This is a genomic window from Streptomyces sp. NPDC127068 (genome assembly GCF_042724695.1).
GTDB lineage: Bacteria > Actinomycetota > Actinomycetes > Streptomycetales > Streptomycetaceae > Streptomyces.
Genome location: NZ_JBHXEN010000091.1, coordinates 1 through 18944, shown reverse-complemented (window position 1 = coordinate 18944; position 18944 = coordinate 1). Strand labels below are relative to the sequence as shown.

Here is an 18944-nt window from a genome sequence, read left to right as displayed (position 1 = left end):
ACGGTGTCACCGCCCGGGCGCCGGACGCTCCGGGACCCTCGCGCCGCTCGCCCTCGCATGCAGGTGTTCGAGGGCGTCCAGGACGATGGTGCGCCGGTACCACGACAGCCAACGCCCCACGGCGGTACCGGTCTCCTGGAGGGCATCGAGCTGCACGGAGGACGGACCGGTCAACGGCCGGGAGTGGTGCGAGGAGACCATGCCCACGAGCGCGCCGAGGGGGCTCACCAGCGGCACGCTGTGACAGGCACGGCTCCCGGCCCGCAGGATGACCCGCCGGGAGTCCTCGTCGAACAACTCCTCCGTGCCCACCTCGCGGACGGTGACCTGCCGCCGGTGTCGGGCCGCGTGCGCACAGGAGGTGGTGGGGCCCGCCACGAAGGCGAAGTAGTCGGTGAAGTGCTGACCCAGACCGGTGTGCGTCGCCATCCTGAGTACGCCGCCCTCCGCCAACTGGACGTTCCCCATGTCCGTCTCCGCGATGTCCAGGACACGGTGCAGCGCACCCTTGAGGACGGCGGGCAGCTGCACCGGACCGTCCTGGTCGATCCGCCAGGGCAACGCCGGCGGGACGTTCCGCGCCCGGCCGGGGAACCACACGTCCGCCCCGGGAGCGGGCCCGGGCACGCGGACCACGGCGTCGGCGAGGGTGTGCAGCTTGACGTTGTGGTGCTGCGACGCCGCGCGCAGCAGCGCGAACGCCTCCTGCCGGGAGGCGAGACGGTAGCGCTTCAGCAGGACGTCCTCCGCCGCGGCCACCGCACCGCGCGCCAGGGTGCGGTTCCGCAGGTCGGCACGGTGCTCCTCGGCGGGGACGGTTCCGTCCCGCCGGTCTCCACCGCGCTCGCGCGAGGGCTCGCCGTCCGGTCTCTTCGGGGCTTCCTGGTGCATCGCTCGTCACTCCACGGGGGGCTGGGTTTACGAGGGTGGTGCGGGGGCATGTACGCACCAGGTGCTTCGGAAAGCAGGCACAACCGTGGGGCCCGGGGTCACCCGGTGAGTGGGTGAGCCCTCGTGCGCGATCGGCCCCCCACGATACCCGCCCCGCCCCTGTGGTTCCGTGTGCCTGGAGTTCGCCCATGAGTACGTCGTCCGTCGTCCGCCCCGCCCGTCAGCACCAGGGGGAAGGCCGGTTCCGCGAACCGGTCGCAGCCGGCTGGCCCCCCGGGCCGGCAGCCCCCGCCGAACCGCTCCGACCCGCACCGGCCGCCGCGTGAGCGGGATTCCGGCCTTCGTGCACCGCACGACGTTCGTCCCCCGGCCGGCAGCGGATCCGGTGTGGGCCACCATCCGCATCGGGGGCGAGCTGGACGTCGAATCGGGTCCCGAGTTCGACCTCGTGGTCGAGCTGTGCCTCGCGTGCGGACCGGCCGGCATCCGCATCGACCTGACCGACCTGCAACTCCTCGACTGCGCCGGTCTGCGGCACCTGGAGCGGGCCGCCGCATCGGCGGCCCGGCACCAGGTGGCCTTCTCCCTCTGCGGAAGCCGTCAGCCCCTCGTCGACCGGCTGTTCCGGCTCACGGGCTCCCCCCTGCTGCCCCCGCCCGCGGGCACCGGCGGTGGTCCCGGTTCGAGCCGCACCCTGTACGGCTACTGGGAACGCGTCCTGAAGGTGCCCGTGCTCACCGCCGCCGGTGGCACGGTCATCGGCTCGCTCCTCGTGGCGGCCCTGGAACAGACGAACTGAGAGGCACCGGGCGGCCGGAACGGCGGGTGGACGACGGATGCCGCCGTCCACCCGCCGTTCCCGTGGACCGGGGTCCGTTCACGCCGTGCCGCGCCAGGCGCCGCTGGCGACCCCGCGCTCCTCGATGAACGACTTGAACCGCCCCAGGTCCCCCTTGGCCTGGCGCCGTACGAGGCCCAGCTTGTCGCCGACCGTGTCCGCGATCCCCGCCGGGTCGTGGTCCAGCTGGAGCATCACCTTCGTGTGCGTGTCGTCCAAGCGGTGGAAGGTCACCACCCCTGCCTGCCGCACTTCGCCGCGGACGGTGGTCCAGGCGATCCGCTCGTCAGGACTCTGTTCGGTGATCTCCGCATCGAACTCCCGGCGGACCCCGCCGAACTCCGTCACCCAGTGGGTCAGCGTCGGCGTGCGCTGCTCGATGTGCTCGACGCCCTCCATGAACCGGGGGAAATCCTCGAACTGGGTCCACTGGTCGTAGACGGTGCGCAAGGGGACGGCGACCTCGACGGACTCCTCGATCTTCGACATGTGCGACTCCGTTCCGTCATGTGCTTCGGGTCCCGGTGATCCGGGCTGACCTCCCCGCGGGTACCCGCCCCGCACCCGCCCACACGGCGACCGTCCGGGCCGGGGTCGGCGGTGCGCGGAGCTAGCCGCTGGTGCGCCGGGCACAAGCGGCGACCGTGCTCCGCAGGTCACCGGTGCGGGTCAGCAGTTCACGCTGGACACGGGCGCCACTGCCGGTCCTCAGCAGCGCCTCCAGGGCCTCCTGCGCCGACAGGGCGTCGCCGCTGTCCTCCAGCGCGTCCCGGACGTGGTCGAACAGGGCGCGCACGACCGTTTCCGCGGGGGCGGGGCGCATGGTCGCAGGATGCAGGAGCCCGCCTTCGACGCCCGAGCGGGCGGCACGCCAGGAGGCCAGTCGAAGCAACTCCACCCGCTGACGGGAGGGCGGCTCACCAGCCCTCCACCGTCGTGCCGCGGTCTCCACGAGGGCGCGGGCGAGGGTGGCCACCAGCACGCTCGTGGAGGCGTCGAGGCAGACGTCGGCGATCCGGATCTCGACGGTGGGGTACGTGTGCGAGAGCCGGGCGTCGAAGTAGACCATGCCTTCGTCCAGCAGCGCCCCGGTGCCGACCATGTCACGCACCTGGGCGTGGTACCGGTCGGCCGAGCCGAAGACCTCGACCGGGCCCGCCGACGGCCATCTGCCCCACACCCGGCTCCGGTAGCTGCTGTAGCCGCTGTCCCGGCCCTGCCAGAAGGGCGAGTTCGCGCTCAGTGCGAGCAGCACGGCCAGCCAGGGGCGGATCCGGTCGAGTACGGCGACGCCTTCCTCGTCCGATGCGACCGAGACGTGCACGTGGCAGCCGCAGGTGAGTTGCTCCTGCGTGGTCAGGCCGAAGTGCTCCTCCAACCAGCGGTACCGCTCTCCGAAGCCGAGGGAAGGGCTGACCGGGAGCGGGGACGTGCCCAGCGCGACCACGGTCGCCCCCAGGCGCTCGGCGTGGCCGGCCGCTCGGGCCCGGTGCCGGTCGATCTCCCGTGCCAACTCGCCCATGTCGGTCTGCGGTCGGGTCGCGAACTCCAACTGTTGGCGGTGCAGCTCCTGCTCGAACACGTCCTCGTCCTCGGGAGCCTCACGCGACACCGCCGCCAACACGGCGGTGGCCAGCGCACGCGGCTCGCCGCTGGACACGTCCACCAGGAGGAGTTCCTCCTCCACACCCACACTGCGCACCATCACTGCCTTCCCGCCCCCGAGCACCGCGCCGGAAGACCGGGTACCGCACTGTTGCCGCTCGGACGCCCCTCAGGGTGCCCCGTCCCGCCGGTCCCACACCCGCGTCAGCCCTCGACTCCGGTGGCCCGGTGGGCGGCGCCGACGGTGACGACCACAGGGGTCCACAGGAGGAACCGCACCGCGTCTCACCCGCCCTTGAGGAGGTACTCCGGGAGGTGTGTGACCTGGGCCGATGGTCCCCGTCCCGCCGACCGCCGCCGGGCGGAACGCCCGCGGGGCGCTCCGCCCGTGTTGTGCGGGCGTGCAAACAGGAGAAACCTGGGAACCGGGGACCCCTCGATCGGAGGCGCCATGATCATCCTCGGCCTCATCCTTCTGATCATCGGCCTGGTGGCCGGTATCGGGATTCTCTGGACGATCGGGATCGTCCTGGTCGCGGTCGGTGTCGTGCTGTGGGCCCTGGGAGCACTGGGGCACGCGGTGGGAGGCCGACGGCACTACTGGTAGCCGGACATCCCCTGGCTGCTCCCGGGAGGGCGCGAACTCCGCGCCGAACGGCCGTGTGAAGGTCCCCCGACCGGGCAACCGGACCTGTGATGCATTGCTCGGGTGTGCCCGCCGGGCCCGCCCGCGGAGCACCCCCACCGCACCGAGCGCCCCGTGTTCGACGGGCGCGCCCGGTGACGGTCGCGGGGGTGCAGGCTGCGAGGTGCACATGCTCGGTGTGATGACGCAGAACGACAGCAGCGGCAGTCGAGTGCTGGTCCCGTGGACGGTGTACGCCCCGCAGCACGACACGCTGCTGCTGGCCCGGGCCCTGGAACGGGAGGACGTCACCGGCGCCACCGTCCTCGACGTGGGAACCGGGGCGGGGCCCCTCGCCCTGGCAGCGGCCCGCCGCGGTGCCCGCGTCACCGCCGTCGACACCACCCACCGGGCCGTGTTGACCGCCCGGTTCAACGCCCGGCGCGCCCGGCTGCCCGTGGAAGTCCGCCACGGCGACCTCTTCGCCCCGGTCGCGGGCCGCCGCTTCGACCTCGTCCTGAGCAACCCGCCCTACGTCCCCGCCCCCGCGGCGACCGCCCCGCACCACGGAGCTGCGGTCGCCTGGGACGCCGGCCGCGACGGACGTCTGCTGCTGGACCGGATATGCCGCAGCGCCCACACGGCACTGCGCCCCGGCGGCGTGCTGCTGCTCGTGCACTCCGCCCTGTGCGGTGTCGCACCGACCCTGGCGGCACTGGAACGGTCGGGGCTCGAAGCCCGGGTGACCGACCGCTGCCGGGTTCCGTTCGGCCCCGTGCTGCGCTCCCGCGGCACCTGGCTGCGCGACCGGGGACTGATCCGCGCCGACGAGGAGAAGGAAGAGCTGGTGATCGTCCGTGCCGAACGGACCCGCTGAGCAACCCGTTGCGCGAGGGCCCGCCGAACGGCCACGCCGCGTCACCCTGACGAACGACGGACCGATGCTGGTCGAAGGACCGGTCGAGGTGGTCCTCGACGACGGGAGCACCGTGGTGTCGGACCGGTTCACCGTCGCCCTCTGCCTCTGCCGGCGCAGCCGGACGTTCCCCTGGTGCGACACCAGCCACCGCGGCCGGGGCAGGAGGCAGCACGGATGACCGCCGCCGCGCCCGCCGCCGGCCCCGCGCTGCCGCGCCACCGCGGCGCACTCTCGCGCACCGTGCTGGAAGCCCTGACCCGCCCCGTGGGGGCACCCCTGCCCATGGACGCGACGATCGCCGCGGCGGAGGCGGACCCCTACGGCGACGACCTCCAACTCGCCCTGTACCTCTGCTACGAACTGCACTACCGGGGCTTCGCCGGCGTCGACGCCGCATGGGAGTGGGACCCCGGGCTGCTGGGGCTGCGGGCGGCACTGGAGCGCCGGTTCCTGTCCGCGCTCCGGGCCGACACCGGCCCGCCGAGGAGGGCCGAGGAGGCCCTCGCGGAGATCGTCGTCGAACCCGTCGACGGCGACGGCCCCTCCCACTTCCTTAAGGAACGGGGGGAGTTGTGGCAGTTCCGCGAGTACGCGGCCCAACGGTCCCTGTACCACCTCAAGGAGGCCGACCCGCACGCCTGGGTCATCCCCAGACTGACGGGCCGGGCGAAGGCCGCGATGGTGGCCGTGGAGTACGACGAGTTCGGCGCCGGACGGGCCGACCGCGTCCACGCCCGGCTGTTCGCCGACCTGATGGCGGACCTCGCTCTGGACACCACGTACGGACGGTACGTCGACTCCGCCGTCGCACCCATGTTGACCAGCGTCAACCTCATGTCCCTGTACGGACTCCACCGCGCGCTGCGCGGAGCGCTGGTGGGTCACTTCGCGGCCGTGGAGACCACCTCGTCACCCGGTTCGCGGCGGCTCGCCCACGGCCTCGAACGGGTCGGCGCGGGCCCCGCGGCCGTGCACTTCTACGCCGAGCACGTCGAGGCCGACGCCGTCCACGAGCAGATCGTCCGCCGGGAGGTCGTCGGCGGGCTCCTCGAAACCGAACCCCTCCTCGACGAGGACGTCGCCTTCGGCGTCGACGCCACCGAATGGGCCGAGGCCCGTCTCGGCGACCATCTGCTCGCCGCTTGGCGGGACGGCCGCACCTCACTGCGCAGCCCCTTGTGAACGAGCGACCGACCGGCGCCGCGCGCCGAACCGGACCTCCACCCGTGATCGGGGGTCGGCGTCCCAGCGGGGCAGCTCAAGCGGGCGCTCGGCCGCTGACCACCATGCCGAGGGCCCCCGCCCGCACCCGGTGCGGGACCTCGCGAACGTACCGGCCGTGGCGCCCCTGGCTCAGCGGGGCGTGTGGAAGACGACCTCCGGGTTCGCCCGGGTGGGGCCGTCCAGGACGGGCCGGTGCACGGCCTTGAGGTGCCGGTCGAGGAAGGCCGCGACATAGGTGCGGGTGATCTCCGCGGCCCGGTGGCCCGGGAGGGCGCCGGGCGCGACGGGCCACCCGGGGATCTGCGGGGCGAGCACGGGCTCGTCGCTGAAGGTCGAGTGCTGGGTGCCGGTCACGGTGAGCCACCGCTTCCAGCCGTCCAGCCGCTGCCACGCCTCGTCCCAACTGGCGTCACTGCTGCCCGGTCCGGAGCCCTCGGCACCCAGCAGCAGGAACGGCCGGCCGCCCAGCCCCTCCCGGGGGAGCGGCGTGAAGAACGAGCCGTCCATGTTCGCACCGGCGTCCACCCTGGGGTCCGCAGCCATGGTGCTCGCGGCCGAGGCCCCGCCGATGGAGTGCCCGACCATGCCGATCCTCGAAGCGTCGATCATCGCCGCGTACTTCCGGACGGCACCCGGGCCGGTCAGCCGGTCGAGGACGAACGACACGTCGCGGGCGCGCCCTTCGGTCACGGACGCGTGGGGGACCTCCCCGCTCTCCGTCTTCCGGCAGGCGACGCACGGCAGCAGGCCCCGGCGGGGGAACTCGGTGGCCACCGACTCGAACGCGTGGTCCACGGAAGCCACGACGTACCCCCGGGAGGCCAGGTCCTCGGCGAGCATCGTCTGCGTCTTGCGCGTCGTTCCGAAGCCGGGGGAGAGGACCACGAGGGGGAACCGCCCCTTGGCCGGCCGCGCGTCCTGACGCGCCCAGCTGCGGGTCCCGGCCAGCAGGTCCGCGCTGCCCGGCGGCAGGCCGCTGCCCTCGGTCAGCGCCTGCGCCTCGGCGGTGCTCAGATACCGCTCCGCCCGGCCGCCGGTGTGCGCGCGGGCGGGGTGGTGCACGGACACCAGCAACTCCCGTGCCCCGGCACTCGGCACCCACGGGTCGGTACGGGACGGGTCGGTCAGGTGCAGGGTCGACACGCCCACGGAGTGGGGACCGGTCGGTCGGGAGAGCGTGACGGGCGCGGCCTTGCGGGCCGCGGCAGAGACCGCGGTGGTGTCGGTGCCGGACGGTACGGCGGCCGTGGCCGCCTGGACGAGGGGCAGGGTCATGGACAGGGCGAGCAGCGCGGCCACCGCACCGCGACGGGTTCTGGTCATGCGGTCGACGCTAGCCGGGAGCGGGGTGAGTGATCGTCAACTCCACAGCTGAAGCGTGGTCGTTCACAGGTCGTGCCGTACCCCCTGCCGTTCTCCTCCCCGGGTCCCACCCCGGGTCCACCTCCGGGTTGACCCGGAGACGGCGTCGGTGCCGCACGGCCCGCACGCGCTGCCCGCGGAGCGGGTGCCGGCCCCGTTCGCGTTGCGGTGGCCCCGCCACAGGTGACAATGAGGTTCCGGGCGGAGTTCCCCCGGGCGGACCGTACGGCCCGGTTGCGCCGGGTGCCGCCCGCGGCAGCCCCGGGGGCCGCTCCTGCGCGGCCCCCGCCCCAGGAGGTCCCGATGAGCTTCTTCCTACCCGGTCGCGAGGCCGTGCTGACGGCGTGCCGGGGGCTGGCGCTGTCCCACCCCGGGATCGGCGTGTGCCCGGACCCGCTGTACCTCCTGGCGACGCGACCGGACCCGCGACGCAGGGTGGCGCTGGTCGCCGGGGGCGGTGCCGGACACGAGCCGCTCGACGTGGGGCTGTTGGGGCGCGGCGGGCTGGACGCCGTGGTGCCGGGCCCGGTGTTCACGTCCCCGACGGGCGCCCAGGTCCAGGCGGCGGCCCGGGCCGCCGTCGAACTCGGCGGACGGGACGGTGCACGGGACGGCGTACCGGACTGCGTACTGCTGATCGTGAAGAACTACACCGGGGACCGGATCAACTTCGCCCTCGCGGCGGAGCGGCTCCGGGCCGCCGGGACCGGGGTCGCCGAAGTGGTGGTGGACGACGACCTCGCCACCGCGGGCACGGCCGAGGGACGACGCGGAACGGCCGGCGTCCTGGTCGTGGAGAAGCTGCTGGGGGCGATGGCCGACCGGGGCGCCGGCCCGGAGGCACTGGCCGAGCTCGGCGCCCGGGTGGTGGCGGCCACGCGCAGCCTCGCGGTCTGCGCCCGCGCCCACACCTCCCCGGCGTCCGGATCGCCCGCGTTCGCCCTGCCGCCGGGCGCCCTGGACTACGGCGTCGGCATCCACGGCGAGCGGGCCGCCCGTACCGCCCCGGCGTCCCGGCCCGTCGAGGACACCGTGGGTCGCATGCTCGACGAACTGCTGGCCGGCCTCCCGCACCCCGGCACCGGGGCCGCGGAAGGGGTGATCGCGGTGGTGTCGGGGTTGGGCGGGACCGGTGAGCTGGAGCTGAGGGCGGTCAGCGCACTGGTCCACCAGGACCTGACCGCCCGCGGCGTACGGGTGCGCTCCCTGGCCGCGGGCGTCTACGCCACCGCGCTGGACATGGCGGGTTTCAGCATCACCCTCACCCGGCTGGCCCCCGGGTGGCTGGAGCTGTGGACGGCGCCCGCGGACACACCGCTGCGCCTGCCCCGCGCGGTGGACCCCGGGAGCACCCTGCTCACGCCCCCGACGGAGTTCCGCGCTGCTCCGCTCGACGCGCCGCCCTCCGGCGAACCCCAGGCCGTGGGCGCCTTCCTGGAGGAACTGCACCGGATGTGCCGGGCGGCGCACGCTGATCTCACCGCCCTCGACCAGGCGTCGGGGGACGGCGACTTCGGCGACAACTTCTGTGGTGGTGTCACGGCCGCCGCACGCCGGTCCCGGGAACAGCGGCTCGCGGGGACGGCCGCGCTCGCCGCCACGTTCCGTGACCGGGTGGGGGGCTCCAGCGGCCCGCTCTTCGGTGTCCTGTTCACCGCCCTGGAGCCCGTCGCCGACCGCACCCCACCCGACGTCCGGCAACTGGCCGCCGCCCTCCGCCAGGCGCTCACCCGGATCAGCGCCGTCGGCGGCGCCGTGCCCGGTGACCGCACCCTGCTCGACGCCCTCGCCCCGGCCGTGCGGTCCCTCGTGGCCGCGGCGCCGCACGCCCACGACCGGGCGGTGACCGCTGCGGCGCGGGCCGCCGTCGACGGTGCCCTCGCCAGCGCCGCACTTCCCGCCCGCCGGGGCAGGGCCAGTTACACCGGTGACCACGGCACCGGCCTGCCCGATCCCGGGGCGGTGGCGGTCGCCCTGGTCCTCATCGCGCTGGCGCGCGTCCACGAACCGGGTCCGGCCGCCCTGCTGCCCGACCCCGCCCGGGTCACCCGTGCCGAGGTCCCCGGCTGACCACCCCGCCCTCCCGCGCCGAAGCGAGACCGCCGACGCCCGGGTGTCCGCTGCACGACCGTGCCCGCCCGTCTGAGGTGGCGGGGTCCGGCCCGGCACCGCACCATCGGAGGGACGCCCGGGGGAACGCCGACCCGAGGAGGGCTCATGGCGCCGAAGGCCGACCCCGACGTCCTACGCGAGCTGGTGGACCGCTACGACCGGCTCCGGAGCCTCGACGCCCTCATGGACTTCACGGCCCGCCCCGGGATCGAGGGCACCGTCTACACGCTCTGCGTCCTGACCGGTGTCCGCGACGAGACGAAGGCCCTGGCCACGGCTCGCCGTCTGCTCACGCACCCGTCGGCCGAGCCCATCGGTTCCGGGCTCGATGCCCGGGGGAGGAGCCGGAGCCGATAGGTTCGACTCGGCGACGTACGCGATTGTGAGAGACGAGAGGGGGTAGCGGGTGAGTGTGACACCGACGAACTCCCTGCAATACCGCGTGGACGGGCCGGACGACGCACCAACCCTGGTGATCGGCCCCTCCCTCGGTACGACATGGCACATGTGGGATCGCCAGGTGCCGGAACTCTCCGGTCAACTGCGGGTGCTCCGCTTCGACCTGCCCGGACACGGAGGCGCGCCCGCCCGCCCCGCCGGCTCGGTGGGCGAGCTGTCCGACCGACTGCTCGCCCTCCTCGACGAACTGGGCGTCCATCGCTTCGGGTTCGCCGGCTGTGCGTTCGCCGGCGCGGTGGGCCTCGACCTCGCGCTGCGCCACCCGCACCGGGTGGCCTCGCTGGCGCTGATCGCCTCGTCCCCGCGGTTCGGCACCCCCGACGAGTTCCGTCAGCGCGGTGTCGTCGTCCGGACGAACGGCCTGGACCCGATCGCGCGTTCCTCGCCCGACCGCTGGTTCACCCCCGGGTTCGCGGCGGCGCAGCCCGCGATCACCGAGTGGGCCGTGCAGATGGTCCGCACCACCGACCCCGGCTGCTACATCGCCGCGTGCGAGGCGCTGGCCACGTTCGACGTGCGGGCCGCCCTCAGCCGGATAGGGGTGCCCACCCTGGTCCTCGTGGGCTCCGAGGACAAGGTCACCGGCCCCGCCGAGGCCCGGACCCTGGTCGCCGGAATCCCGGACGCCCGACTCGCCGTCGTCCCCGGCGCCTCGCACCTCGCACCGGTCGAGCAGCCCGCGGCGGTCACCGACCTGCTGGTGCGGCACTTCGCCACCCCGTGGGGCGCCGCCACCGACGCGACGGGTCAGCACCGCGTCGTCAGCCAGGCGGCGCCCCCGGTCGCGGTCCCGCCGCCCGCCGCCGCACCGGTCGCCGCCATAGCTCCCGCCGCGGAGCAGTCCGGGGGCCACCGGCTCGGCGACCGCTACGACGTGGGCCTGAAGGTGCGTCGGGAAGTGCTCGGCGACGCCCATGTGGACCGGACGCTCGCCGCCGCCGACGAGTTCTCCGAGGACTTCCAGCGCTTCGTGACCCGGTACGCCTGGGGCGACGTCTGGGACCGCCCGGGCCTCGACCGCAGGATGCGCAGCACGGTCGCGTTGACGGCCCTGGTGGCGGGCGGCCACCCCGAAGAACTCGGCACCCACATCCGGGCCGCCCTGCGCAACGGACTCACCCCCCGGGAGATCAAGGAGGTGCTCCTCCAGACCGCCGTCTACTGCGGGGTGCCCGCCGCCAACCGGGCCTTCAGGGTGGCGCAGGAGGTCATCCGGGAGGAGACCACGCCCCAGGAGTGAGCGGGCGCACCCGACCGCGGTGGCCGGGGCTGGGCCAGGATGATCCCCATGAAGCTCACCAAGCAGACGCATTCCTGTGTGCGGCTCGACAAGGACGGCCAGCGCCTGGTCATCGACCCGGGCGGGTTCACCGAGGCGGACGCGGCGGTCGGCGCCACGGCGATCCTGGTCACGCACGAACACCCCGACCACTTCAGCGAGGAGCACCTGCGGGCCGCCCTGGACGCCGACCCGGCCACCACCGTGTGGACGCTGCGGTCGGTCGCCGACCAGCTCACCGCGGCCTATCCGGGGCGGATCCGCACGGTCGGGCACGGTGACGCCTTCACGGCCGCCGGCTTCGACGTCCAGGTGCACGGGGAGTGGCACGCGGTGATCCACCCGGACATCCCGCGGGTCACGAACATCGGGTTCCTGGTCGACGGTGCGCTGTTCCATCCGGGGGACGCACTGACGGTGCCCGACCGGCCGGTGGACACGCTGATGCTTCCGGTGCACGCCCCCTGGAACAAGATCTCCGAGGTCATCGACTACGTCCGGGAGGTCGGCCCGCGCCGCGCGTACGACATCCACGACGCCCTGCTCACCGACCTGGCCCGCCCCATCTACGACCGTCAGATCGGCGCGCTCGGGGGCGCCGAACACCTGCGGCTGGCGCCCGGCGGCACGGTGGAGCTGTAGCGCGCGGCGGCGGGGCGGCCGGTCGGGGGAGCGGCGCTGTCACACCCGCCCGGTAGGTTGGGGGTCATGCGCATCGCCACCTGGAACGTGAACTCGATCACCGCACGGACCCCCCGCCTGCTGGCCTGGCTGGAGAGCACGGGGACGGACGTGCTGTGCCTCCAGGAGGCCAAGACCACCGAGGAGCAGTTCCCGACGGCCCCGCTGCGCGAGCTGGGCTACGAGGCGGCGGTCCACGCCACCGGCCGCTGGAACGGTGTCGCGGTGATCTCCCGGGTGGGCCTGACGGACGTCGTCAAGGGCCTCCCCGGCGATCCGGGGTACGAGGGCGTCCAGGAGCCCCGCGCCGTCGCGGCGACCTGTGGCCCGGTACGCGTCTGGTCGGTGTACGTGCCCAACGGCCGTGAGGTCGACCACGCCCACTACGCCTACAAGATCCAGTGGTTCGAGGCGCTGAAGGCGGCCGTCGCGGGGGACGCCGGGGGCAGCCGCCCGTTCGCCGTCCTCGGTGACTACAACGTCGCCCCGGCCGACGAGGACGTGTGGGACATCGGTGCCTTCGAGGGGGCCACCCATGTGACCCCCGCCGAGCGCGCCGCCCTCGCCGCGCTGCGCGGGACGGGCCTGTCCGACGTGGTCCCGCGCCCCCTGAAGTACGACCGCCCGTACACGTACTGGGACTACCGCCAGCTCTCGTTCCCGAAGAACAAGGGCATGCGCATCGACCTGGTGTACGGGAACGAGCCCTTCGCGAAGGCCGTCTCCGACGCCTACGTCGACCGTGAGGAGCGCAAGGGCAAGGGCGCGTCCGACCACGCCCCCGTCGTCGTGGACCTCGACCTCTGACGGGCGGCCGGCGCCCGGTGCGGGCTCAGGGCCTCAGCTTCCGCAGGTCCACGGAGTCCGCCACCGCGACCAGCCCCGGATCGTTGGGGTGCAGATGGTCGCCGCTGTCGTACGCGGGGAGCAGCCGCTCGGGGCGTTCGGGGTCCCGTAGCACCCGGTCGAGGTCGAGCAGCGCGTCGAAGCGTCCCGGGTCGGCGCGCAGCGCCGCGTTGGCGGCCCGGCGCCGGTCGTCGACGGCGGGGGTGCAACGGTCCTCGCCGCCGCACGGCGCTATCGTCGACACGACCGTCCGCACCCCCCGCTCCCGTGCCCGTGCGGCGATCTCCTCCAGCCCGGCGACGACCTCGTCCGCCCCGGCTCCCCACCGCAGGTCGTTGACCCCCTGGAAGACGAGCACGGTCCGCGCCGAGGTCTGGGCGAAGACGTCCCGGTCCAGTCGGTTGAGGACGCTCACCCCCGACGAGTCGCGTGACTCCCCGTCGCCCGGATAGCGGTCGGAGACCACGCGGTTGGCGGAGATCGCCTGGTTGAGCACCCCGTACCGGGGGACCGCGCGTTGCCGCTGCAACCGCGCGGCCAGCAGGTCCGTCCAGCGGCGGTGGGTGTCCCGGGTGCGCCGCGAGCCGTCGGTCACGGAGTCCCCGATCACGACCACCGACCCGGGGCCGCCGCTCACGTCGATCCCGGTCAGCAACGGCCAGAACGTGATCGTCTTCGGGTACGCGGTCCCTCCTGTCGCACGGGTGCGGTCACCGGGTTCGCTGACGTACGAGGTCTGCGCGGCCTCCCGGTGCAGGGGCGCCGCGCGGACCGTGCCGGGCAGGTGGAAGCTGACCAGCAGCTCGCGCTGCGGCCGGACGTCGAACTCCACGGGGTCGCTGACGACCTGGGCCCCGGCCGGGACCTCGACCCCGCTGCGCCCGCCGAAGGTCACCGGTACCGGCCGCCCGCGCGCCGCGGCACCGGTCGCCCGCGGGGCCACGCTGGCCGCTCCGATCCGGACCGGTGCCCGGGCGAAGGTGTTGTCGAACCGCAGCCGGAGCCGGGGCCCGCCCACCGTGGTCCGTGTCACGAGCCGCAGGGTGCGGTCGGTCCAGGGGCCCACCGGGGCGTGGGTGCCGGTGGCGGCCGACCAACTGCCGGTCCAGCCGCCCGCGGCGGGCCGCACCCCGAGGGCGAACACATGCAGATCGGGTCCGGACGGATCGTCGCGCGGCAGCGTCACCGAGGCGATCTCGTGTCCGCTGCGGAGCGGCACGCTGACGGCGTACAGCCGGGACCGCTCCGCGACCCGTCCGGCCGGCTTGTTGACGTGGGGGAGCGCCAGGGCCTTCGTCGCGAGGGACCCGCGCCGCCAGTCGGGTGCGCTCAGCCGGAAGGGGGCGCTCACTCCGTCCCGGTAGTGCACGGTGCCGGTGCCCGTCGCGGTGCCCCGGGTGCCGGCGACCAGCAGCACCAGTGCCTCGCCCGCCCCGTCGACCAGCACCGACTGCCCGTCCGCCCGTACGTTGTCGAAGCCCTCCGGGGTGGGGCGCGGCCAGGTCAGCGGGGCGCCCGCCAGGGTCAGGGTCCGCCCCGGGGTCCAGCCCGCGGCTGCCAGGTCGCCGGCGGACAGGGAGGAGCCGGAGCCGTCGAGGTCGGCGTACTGACGGCGCGCGTCGTGGCTGACGCCCCGGTTGTCGAACAGTCGCTCAAGGGGGAGCGGTGCTCCGGCGGCGCGGGCGCCCGGTGCGCCGCCCGCCGAGGCCGCTGCCCCCGGTCCCGGTACGGTGCCCACCACGGCGGGCGTCATCGCCGACGCGACGGCGAAGAACACGGTTGCCGTCCGCATCGGCCACCGTCTGGCGGTGCCGGGGTGGGTGGACCACACGAGGGGCGGGCTCCTTCACTCTCGACGGCGTCGGGAAGCCGCAGGTGAACGCCGCACCCGGGCCCGCCACGGTCCGGTCGACGCTAGGCAGCCCGCTCCGATGCGTCAACTTGCGACGCGCCGTCACCCGGTGAACACGTGATGACACGGTCGTGCGCGCCTGTGGTGCGACAGACGGAACGAATGTCAGGCTGTGGGTATGAAAATTCACTTCCTGGACAAATGGCGCATTCGGCGGCCCGATCGGTCGACCGCCGTGCTCGCGTCCGCGTTCGAGAGTGACCCCGAAGGGGTGGGGGAGCTGTTCGGGGAGTGTGATCTGCTGCGCTCCCAGGCGGACGCCGCGGGTCTCGAACTCGACGACACGGTGGCGTCGTTGAGCGGGCTCGACCAGCTCCTGCCGCGCTGGCGGGACGATCCCGACCTGCTGGCCTGGCTCGGCAACGACGCCGGTCTCTACCTCGGCACGGTCGTCGTCCGGACGGTGTCGGGTGCCTCCTGGCGGCTGCGGTCGGACGGGGTGCCGCTGGTGCGGCTGGAGTCGGGTCGGGAGATCCCCGTGGTGCAGGCGGGGTTGGACTGGGCGGCGAACGGTGCGCCCGGTCTGTCCCAGGTGTACGCGGAGGCGGCGGAGGGTTGACGGAACGGGCCCGATCGCCAGCCGGGTCGCTTGGCTTCAAATACGGTTAATGCCCATACGTGCGTGTCGTCTGTTAAGTCCCGTATTGCCGTGGATAGTTTGCGCGGACCGAGACCGCCGAGAGTGGGCAGGGCAGGGCATGGCCGTCGATCCGTTGATCGAACTGCGTGACGTGAACAAGTACTACGGGAAACTGCATGTCCTCCAGGACATCAACCTCACCGTCGGCAAGGGGGAGGTGGTCGTCGTCATCGGCCCGTCGGGGTCCGGCAAGTCCACCCTGTGCCGCACCATCAACCGACTGGAGACGGTCGAGTCCGGTGCGATCTTCCTCGACGGACAGCCGCTGCCCGAGGAGGGCAAGGCCCTGGCGAAACTCCGGGCGGAGGTCGGCATGGTCTTCCAGTCGTTCAACCTCTTCGCCCACAAGACCGTCCTCCAGAACATCTCCCTCGCCCAGGTCAAGGTCAGACGGCGGGGCAAGACGGAAGCGGAGCACCGCGCCCGGGAACTCCTCGACCGGGTCGGACTCGTCGGGCAGGCCGACAAGTTCCCCGCCCAACTCTCCGGCGGCCAGCAACAGCGCGTCGCGATCGCCCGCGCCCTCGCCATGGACCCCAAGGCCCTGCTCTTCGACGAGCCCACCTCGGCCCTCGACCCGGAGATGATCAACGAGGTCCTGGAGGTCATGCGCCAACTCGCCCGGGACGGCATGACCATGGTCGTCGTCACCCACGAGATGGGCTTCGCCCGCTCCGCGGCCAACCGCGTGGTCTTCATGGCCGACGGCCGGGTCGTCGAGGACCGCACGCCCGAGGACTTCTTCACCCACCCGGAGAGCGAACGCGCCAAGGACTTCCTCTCCAAGATCCTCAAGCACTGAGGGGTGACCGCATGATCCGCAGCCTGCCCCCGCGGACCCCCGCGCCGCGGCTGACCACCGCCCTCCTGCTGGTCGCCCTCGCCACCCTCGGCTCCGCCTGCGGCAAGGACGGCAGCCCGCCCGTGAAGGGCCCCGCCGCCGGCGCACTGCCGCAGTACGCGGTGAACGAGGGCTTCCAACTCCCCGACTCGCCCACCTGGGAACGCGCCGAACGCCGCGGCCACCTCACCGTCGGCGCCAAGGAGGACCAGCCCTACCTCGGCGAGAAGGACCCGGCGACCGGCGCGTACTCGGGGTTCGACATCGAGATCGCCCGGATGATGGCCGCCTCCCTCGGCTTCGACCCCGACACCGTCCGCTTCCGCACCATCGCCTCCGCCAACCGGGAGACCGCCCTCCAGAACGGTCAGATCGACTACTACGTCGGCACCTACACCATCAACGACAACCGCAAGAAGCTCGTCGGCTTCGCGGGCCCCTACTACCTCGCCGGGCAGGGCCTGCTGGTCCGCGCCGACGAGAACGACATCGAGGGCCCCCAGGACCTCGCGGGCAAACGCGTCTGCTCCGCGGCGGGCTCCACCCCCTACCAGCGCATCCAGCAGGACTACCCCCAGGCCACGCTCGTCGCGTACGACACCTACTCGGTGTGCGTGGACAACCTGCTGACCTACCAGGTCGACGCCGTCACCACCGATGACGCCATCCTCATCGGCTACGCCGCCAAGGTCCCGGAGGAACTGAAGGTGGTCGGCAAGCCCTTCTCCCAGGAGCCCTACGGCATCGGCGTCCCCCGGAGCGACAACGCACTGCGCTTCGCCCTCGACGACGCGCTCGCGGCCCGCGAGAAGGACGGCGACTGGAAGAAGGCGTACGAGGCGACCCTCGGCCTGTCCGGGGTCCCCGCGCCCGCCCCGCCCGCCATCGACCGCTATCCGGCGAGCTGAACGAGGCCCCCTTGAACGTACTGATCGACAACTTCGACACCTACGCCCAGGGATTCCTCGGCACCGTCGAACTCACCGTGTACTCCTCCGTGCTCGCCCTGGTGCTCGGCTTCGTCATGGCCTCCTTCCGGGTGGCCCCCATCGGCTCGCTGCGGATGTTCGGCACCGCCTGGGTGACCATCCTGCGCAACACCCCGCTGACCCTGCTGTTCTTCGCGGTCCTCCTCGGACTGCCGCGCTTCGGCCTGGTGCTGCCGTTCGAGGTCTTCGCCGTCCTCGCACTCGGCTGCTACACCTCCGCGTTCATCTGCGAGGCGCTGCGCTCCGGCATCAACACCGTGCCCAAGGGCCAGGGCGAGGCCGCCCGCAGCCTCGGCATGACCTTCGGGCAGTCACTGTCCCTGGTGGTGCTGCCCCAGGCGTTCCGCTCGGTCATCCCGCCGGTCGGCTCCACGCTCATCGCGCTCGCCAAGAACTCCGCGATCGCCGGCGCCTTCAGCGTCACCGAACTGCTCGGCACCTACAAGACCCTCAGCGAACTCGGCTACAACATCATCTGGACGTTCGTCTGGATCGCGGTCGGCTACCTCATCATCACCCTGAGCATCAGCGCCCTCTTCCACCTGATGGAACGCCACTGGGGGGTGGCCCGATGACCACGGCGTCCCCGGTCACGCACACCGGCTCCGCCGCGGAGTCGACCGCCCTCTACGACATCCCCGGCCCCAAGGCCCGCCGCCGCCACCGCACCTACGGCCTGATCGCCACCGGACTGCTCCTCGCCCTGTTCGGCTGGATCCTGTACCTCCTCTTCGACACCGACCAGTTCACCGCCACCAAGTGGACGCCCTTCGAGTACAAGGGCATCCAGGAACTCCTGCTGGACGGCCTCGCCAACACCCTCAAGGCGTTCGGGATGGCCGCCGTGCTGTCCCTGGTGCTCGGCGCGCTCCTCGCCACCGGCCGACTCTCCGACCACGCACCGGTGCGCTGGGTCTCCACCCTGATCGTGGAGTTCTTCCGCGCGATGCCGGTACTGGTCATGATCTTCTTCATCTTCGTGGCGCTGAAGGTGCAGCCGCTGCCCGCACTGGTCGCCGGACTCACCCTCTACAACGGCAGCGTCCTCGCCGAGGTCTTCCGCTCCGGGGTCAACGCCGTCGAACGCGGTCAGCACGAAGCGGCGTTCGCGCTCGGCATGCGCAAGACCCAGGTGATGACGTACGTGCTCGTGCCGCAGGCCGCACGGGCGATGCTGCCCGCCATCATCAGCCAACTCGTGGTGGCCCTCAAGGACACCTCGCTCGGATACCTGATCACCTACGAGGAGTTCCTGCACGCCGGGAAACTGATCGCGTCGAACCTCGACTACGATCTGCCTTTCATCCCCGTCGTGATGGTGATCTCACCGATCTACATCGGGATGTGCATGCTGCTGTCGTGGTTCGCCCATTGGGTGGCCCGTCGCCAGCGCCGCAATCCCAGGACGGAGGCCGTCGAAATCGCACCGGCCGAACCAGGGACGCTGCTGCCGGGCGGGGGACCCCCCGCGGCCCCGAGGCGGTAAACGGGGGGCAGCGGCTCACCGGGCCATGCTCGACCGGCGGCGGCCGGAGATCACTGCCCGTGCGGCGGTACGGCACACGACGTGTGTCGCACCCCGGGCGGGACGAAGGTCAGCCGTGCGCCGGACGGGTCCGCTCCGAGCGGAACGGCCGTGCCGTGGACCAGGGCGTCACCGCGCCCGGGGGACGCGGCGCCGCCGGACCGCAGCCGGAACCGGGCGGCCTCCGTGGTGGAAC

At 73.1% G+C, this 18944-nt stretch carries 21 protein-coding genes; 15 read left to right on the top strand and 6 right to left on the bottom strand.

The window, feature by feature from the left end; all coding sequences use genetic code 11:
• Positions 1–6: 6 nt before the first annotated feature.
• The gene (locus ACFWIA_RS34055) at positions 7–891 is read right to left on the bottom strand and encodes an ANTAR domain-containing protein (RefSeq protein WP_387011144.1); all 885 of its coding nucleotides are present in this window, start codon (positions 889–891) and stop codon (positions 7–9) included.
• 322 nt (positions 892–1213) lie between these two features.
• Here ACFWIA_RS34055 and ACFWIA_RS34050 point away from each other — a divergent pair, with 322 nt between their 5' ends.
• Positions 1214–1690 (top strand): STAS domain-containing protein, encoded by a 477-nt coding sequence (locus ACFWIA_RS34050; RefSeq protein WP_387011143.1) that lies wholly within the window; start codon positions 1214–1216, stop codon positions 1688–1690.
• A 78-nt stretch (positions 1691–1768) separates the two neighbouring features.
• On the opposite strand, the gene ACFWIA_RS34045 is transcribed toward ACFWIA_RS34050, so the two are convergent.
• Both ACFWIA_RS34045 and ACFWIA_RS34040 read right to left on the bottom strand, forming a co-directional pair.
• Positions 1769–2218 carry an SRPBCC family protein gene (locus tag ACFWIA_RS34045; RefSeq protein WP_387011142.1) on the bottom strand — a complete coding sequence of 150 codons (450 nt, stop codon included), beginning with the start codon at positions 2216–2218 and terminating at the stop codon, positions 1769–1771.
• A 121-nt stretch (positions 2219–2339) separates the two neighbouring features.
• Entirely contained in the window at positions 2340–3434 is a 1095-nt protein-coding gene (locus ACFWIA_RS34040; protein ID WP_387011141.1) for a glutamate--cysteine ligase, read from the bottom strand.
• Between the two features lie 351 nt (positions 3435–3785).
• Between ACFWIA_RS34040 and ACFWIA_RS34035 the strand changes: the two genes are divergently transcribed.
• The 4 genes from ACFWIA_RS34035 to ACFWIA_RS34020 all read left to right on the top strand — a co-directional run bounded on the left by ACFWIA_RS34035 (position 3786) and on the right by ACFWIA_RS34020 (position 6060).
• On the top strand, positions 3786–3941 hold the full coding sequence (locus tag ACFWIA_RS34035) for a DUF6131 family protein (RefSeq protein ID WP_387011140.1): 156 nt from the start codon (positions 3786–3788) through the stop codon (positions 3939–3941).
• Positions 3942–4161: 220 nt separating this feature from the next.
• The gene (locus ACFWIA_RS34030; RefSeq protein ID WP_387011139.1) at positions 4162–4836 is read left to right on the top strand and encodes a HemK2/MTQ2 family protein methyltransferase; all 675 of its coding nucleotides are present in this window, start codon (positions 4162–4164) and stop codon (positions 4834–4836) included.
• Between the two features lie 64 nt (positions 4837–4900).
• A complete protein-coding gene (locus ACFWIA_RS34025; protein WP_387011138.1) occupies positions 4901–5056 on the top strand; it encodes a CDGSH iron-sulfur domain-containing protein in 156 nt (51 codons plus the stop codon).
• Complete coding sequence (locus tag ACFWIA_RS34020) at positions 5053–6060, top strand: iron-containing redox enzyme family protein (RefSeq protein WP_387011137.1); 1008 nt, start codon at positions 5053–5055, stop codon at positions 6058–6060. The genes ACFWIA_RS34025 and ACFWIA_RS34020 overlap by 4 nt, the downstream gene beginning before the upstream one ends.
• A gap of 171 nt (positions 6061–6231) precedes the next feature.
• Here ACFWIA_RS34020 and ACFWIA_RS34015 read toward each other — a convergent pair whose 3' ends face one another.
• Complete coding sequence (locus tag ACFWIA_RS34015; RefSeq protein ID WP_387011136.1) at positions 6232–7425, bottom strand: alpha/beta hydrolase family protein; 1194 nt, start codon at positions 7423–7425, stop codon at positions 6232–6234.
• 342 nt (positions 7426–7767) lie between these two features.
• Here ACFWIA_RS34015 and ACFWIA_RS34010 point away from each other — a divergent pair, with 342 nt between their 5' ends.
• The 5 genes from ACFWIA_RS34010 to ACFWIA_RS33990 all read left to right on the top strand — a co-directional run bounded on the left by ACFWIA_RS34010 (position 7768) and on the right by ACFWIA_RS33990 (position 12802).
• Positions 7768–9534 (top strand): dihydroxyacetone kinase subunit DhaK, encoded by a 1767-nt coding sequence (locus tag ACFWIA_RS34010; protein ID WP_387011135.1) that lies wholly within the window; start codon positions 7768–7770, stop codon positions 9532–9534.
• Positions 9535–9681: 147 nt separating this feature from the next.
• Positions 9682–9933, top strand: coding sequence for a DUF5133 domain-containing protein (locus tag ACFWIA_RS34005; RefSeq protein WP_387011134.1), 252 nt, complete (start codon positions 9682–9684; stop codon positions 9931–9933).
• A gap of 49 nt (positions 9934–9982) precedes the next feature.
• Positions 9983–11275 carry a 4-carboxymuconolactone decarboxylase gene (gene pcaC / locus ACFWIA_RS34000; protein ID WP_387011133.1) on the top strand — a complete coding sequence of 431 codons (1293 nt, stop codon included), beginning with the start codon at positions 9983–9985 and terminating at the stop codon, positions 11273–11275.
• A 48-nt stretch (positions 11276–11323) separates the two neighbouring features.
• Positions 11324–11956 carry an MBL fold metallo-hydrolase gene (locus ACFWIA_RS33995; RefSeq protein WP_387011132.1) on the top strand — a complete coding sequence of 211 codons (633 nt, stop codon included), beginning with the start codon at positions 11324–11326 and terminating at the stop codon, positions 11954–11956.
• 66 nt (positions 11957–12022) lie between these two features.
• Positions 12023–12802 (top strand): exodeoxyribonuclease III, encoded by a 780-nt coding sequence (locus tag ACFWIA_RS33990; protein ID WP_387011131.1) that lies wholly within the window; start codon positions 12023–12025, stop codon positions 12800–12802.
• Between the two features lie 25 nt (positions 12803–12827).
• Here the strand turns inward: ACFWIA_RS33990 and ACFWIA_RS33985 are convergent, their stop codons facing one another.
• Positions 12828–14633, bottom strand: coding sequence for a GDSL-type esterase/lipase family protein (locus tag ACFWIA_RS33985; RefSeq protein ID WP_387011130.1), 1806 nt, complete (start codon positions 14631–14633; stop codon positions 12828–12830).
• Positions 14634–14871: 238 nt separating this feature from the next.
• Between ACFWIA_RS33985 and ACFWIA_RS33980 the strand changes: the two genes are divergently transcribed.
• The 5 genes from ACFWIA_RS33980 to ACFWIA_RS33960 all read left to right on the top strand — a co-directional run bounded on the left by ACFWIA_RS33980 (position 14872) and on the right by ACFWIA_RS33960 (position 18709).
• Positions 14872–15312 carry a DUF6278 family protein gene (locus ACFWIA_RS33980; protein WP_387011129.1) on the top strand — a complete coding sequence of 147 codons (441 nt, stop codon included), beginning with the start codon at positions 14872–14874 and terminating at the stop codon, positions 15310–15312.
• A 139-nt stretch (positions 15313–15451) separates the two neighbouring features.
• Positions 15452–16195 (top strand): amino acid ABC transporter ATP-binding protein, encoded by a 744-nt coding sequence (locus ACFWIA_RS33975; RefSeq protein ID WP_387011128.1) that lies wholly within the window; start codon positions 15452–15454, stop codon positions 16193–16195.
• Between the two features lie 11 nt (positions 16196–16206).
• The gene (locus ACFWIA_RS33970) at positions 16207–17142 is read left to right on the top strand and encodes a glutamate ABC transporter substrate-binding protein (RefSeq protein ID WP_387011127.1); all 936 of its coding nucleotides are present in this window, start codon (positions 16207–16209) and stop codon (positions 17140–17142) included.
• A gap of 11 nt (positions 17143–17153) precedes the next feature.
• Positions 17154–17798, top strand: a complete 645-nt coding sequence (locus ACFWIA_RS33965) for an amino acid ABC transporter permease (protein WP_385490868.1) — start codon at positions 17154–17156, stop codon at positions 17796–17798.
• Positions 17795–18709 (top strand): amino acid ABC transporter permease, encoded by a 915-nt coding sequence (locus ACFWIA_RS33960; protein WP_387011126.1) that lies wholly within the window; start codon positions 17795–17797, stop codon positions 18707–18709. The genes ACFWIA_RS33965 and ACFWIA_RS33960 overlap by 4 nt, the downstream gene beginning before the upstream one ends.
• 50 nt (positions 18710–18759) lie before the next feature.
• Here ACFWIA_RS33960 and ACFWIA_RS33955 read toward each other — a convergent pair.
• Positions 18760–18944: hypothetical protein (locus tag ACFWIA_RS33955; protein ID WP_387011125.1), on the bottom strand; the 185-nt coding region annotated here is incomplete at its 5' end.

What these genes read in the sequence shown, in the direction of transcription:
- ACFWIA_RS33980 (WP_387011129.1), top strand. Translation starts at nt 14,872, where the DNA reads ATGAAAATTCACTTCCTGGACAAATGGCGCATTCGGCGGCCCGATCGG.
- ACFWIA_RS34015 (WP_387011136.1), bottom strand. Translation starts at nt 7,425, where the DNA reads ATGACCAGAACCCGTCGCGGTGCGGTGGCCGCGCTGCTCGCCCTGTCC.
- ACFWIA_RS33960 (WP_387011126.1), top strand. Translation starts at nt 17,795, where the DNA reads ATGACCACGGCGTCCCCGGTCACGCACACCGGCTCCGCCGCGGAGTCG.
- ACFWIA_RS34025 (WP_387011138.1), top strand. Translation starts at nt 4,901, where the DNA reads ATGCTGGTCGAAGGACCGGTCGAGGTGGTCCTCGACGACGGGAGCACC.
- ACFWIA_RS33995 (WP_387011132.1), top strand. Translation starts at nt 11,324, where the DNA reads ATGAAGCTCACCAAGCAGACGCATTCCTGTGTGCGGCTCGACAAGGAC.
- ACFWIA_RS33970 (WP_387011127.1), top strand. Translation starts at nt 16,207, where the DNA reads ATGATCCGCAGCCTGCCCCCGCGGACCCCCGCGCCGCGGCTGACCACC.
- ACFWIA_RS34020 (WP_387011137.1), top strand. Translation starts at nt 5,053, where the DNA reads ATGACCGCCGCCGCGCCCGCCGCCGGCCCCGCGCTGCCGCGCCACCGC.
- ACFWIA_RS33975 (WP_387011128.1), top strand. Translation starts at nt 15,452, where the DNA reads ATGGCCGTCGATCCGTTGATCGAACTGCGTGACGTGAACAAGTACTAC.
- ACFWIA_RS34010 (WP_387011135.1), top strand. Translation starts at nt 7,768, where the DNA reads ATGAGCTTCTTCCTACCCGGTCGCGAGGCCGTGCTGACGGCGTGCCGG.
- ACFWIA_RS34035 (WP_387011140.1), top strand. Translation starts at nt 3,786, where the DNA reads ATGATCATCCTCGGCCTCATCCTTCTGATCATCGGCCTGGTGGCCGGT.
- ACFWIA_RS34045 (WP_387011142.1), bottom strand. Translation starts at nt 2,218, where the DNA reads ATGTCGAAGATCGAGGAGTCCGTCGAGGTCGCCGTCCCCTTGCGCACC.
- ACFWIA_RS33985 (WP_387011130.1), bottom strand. Translation starts at nt 14,633, where the DNA reads ATGCGGACGGCAACCGTGTTCTTCGCCGTCGCGTCGGCGATGACGCCC.
- ACFWIA_RS34040 (WP_387011141.1), bottom strand. Translation starts at nt 3,434, where the DNA reads ATGGTGCGCAGTGTGGGTGTGGAGGAGGAACTCCTCCTGGTGGACGTG.
- ACFWIA_RS33990 (WP_387011131.1), top strand. Translation starts at nt 12,023, where the DNA reads ATGCGCATCGCCACCTGGAACGTGAACTCGATCACCGCACGGACCCCC.
- ACFWIA_RS34030 (WP_387011139.1), top strand. Translation starts at nt 4,162, where the DNA reads ATGACGCAGAACGACAGCAGCGGCAGTCGAGTGCTGGTCCCGTGGACG.
- ACFWIA_RS34005 (WP_387011134.1), top strand. Translation starts at nt 9,682, where the DNA reads ATGGCGCCGAAGGCCGACCCCGACGTCCTACGCGAGCTGGTGGACCGC.
- ACFWIA_RS34055 (WP_387011144.1), bottom strand. Translation starts at nt 891, where the DNA reads ATGCACCAGGAAGCCCCGAAGAGACCGGACGGCGAGCCCTCGCGCGAG.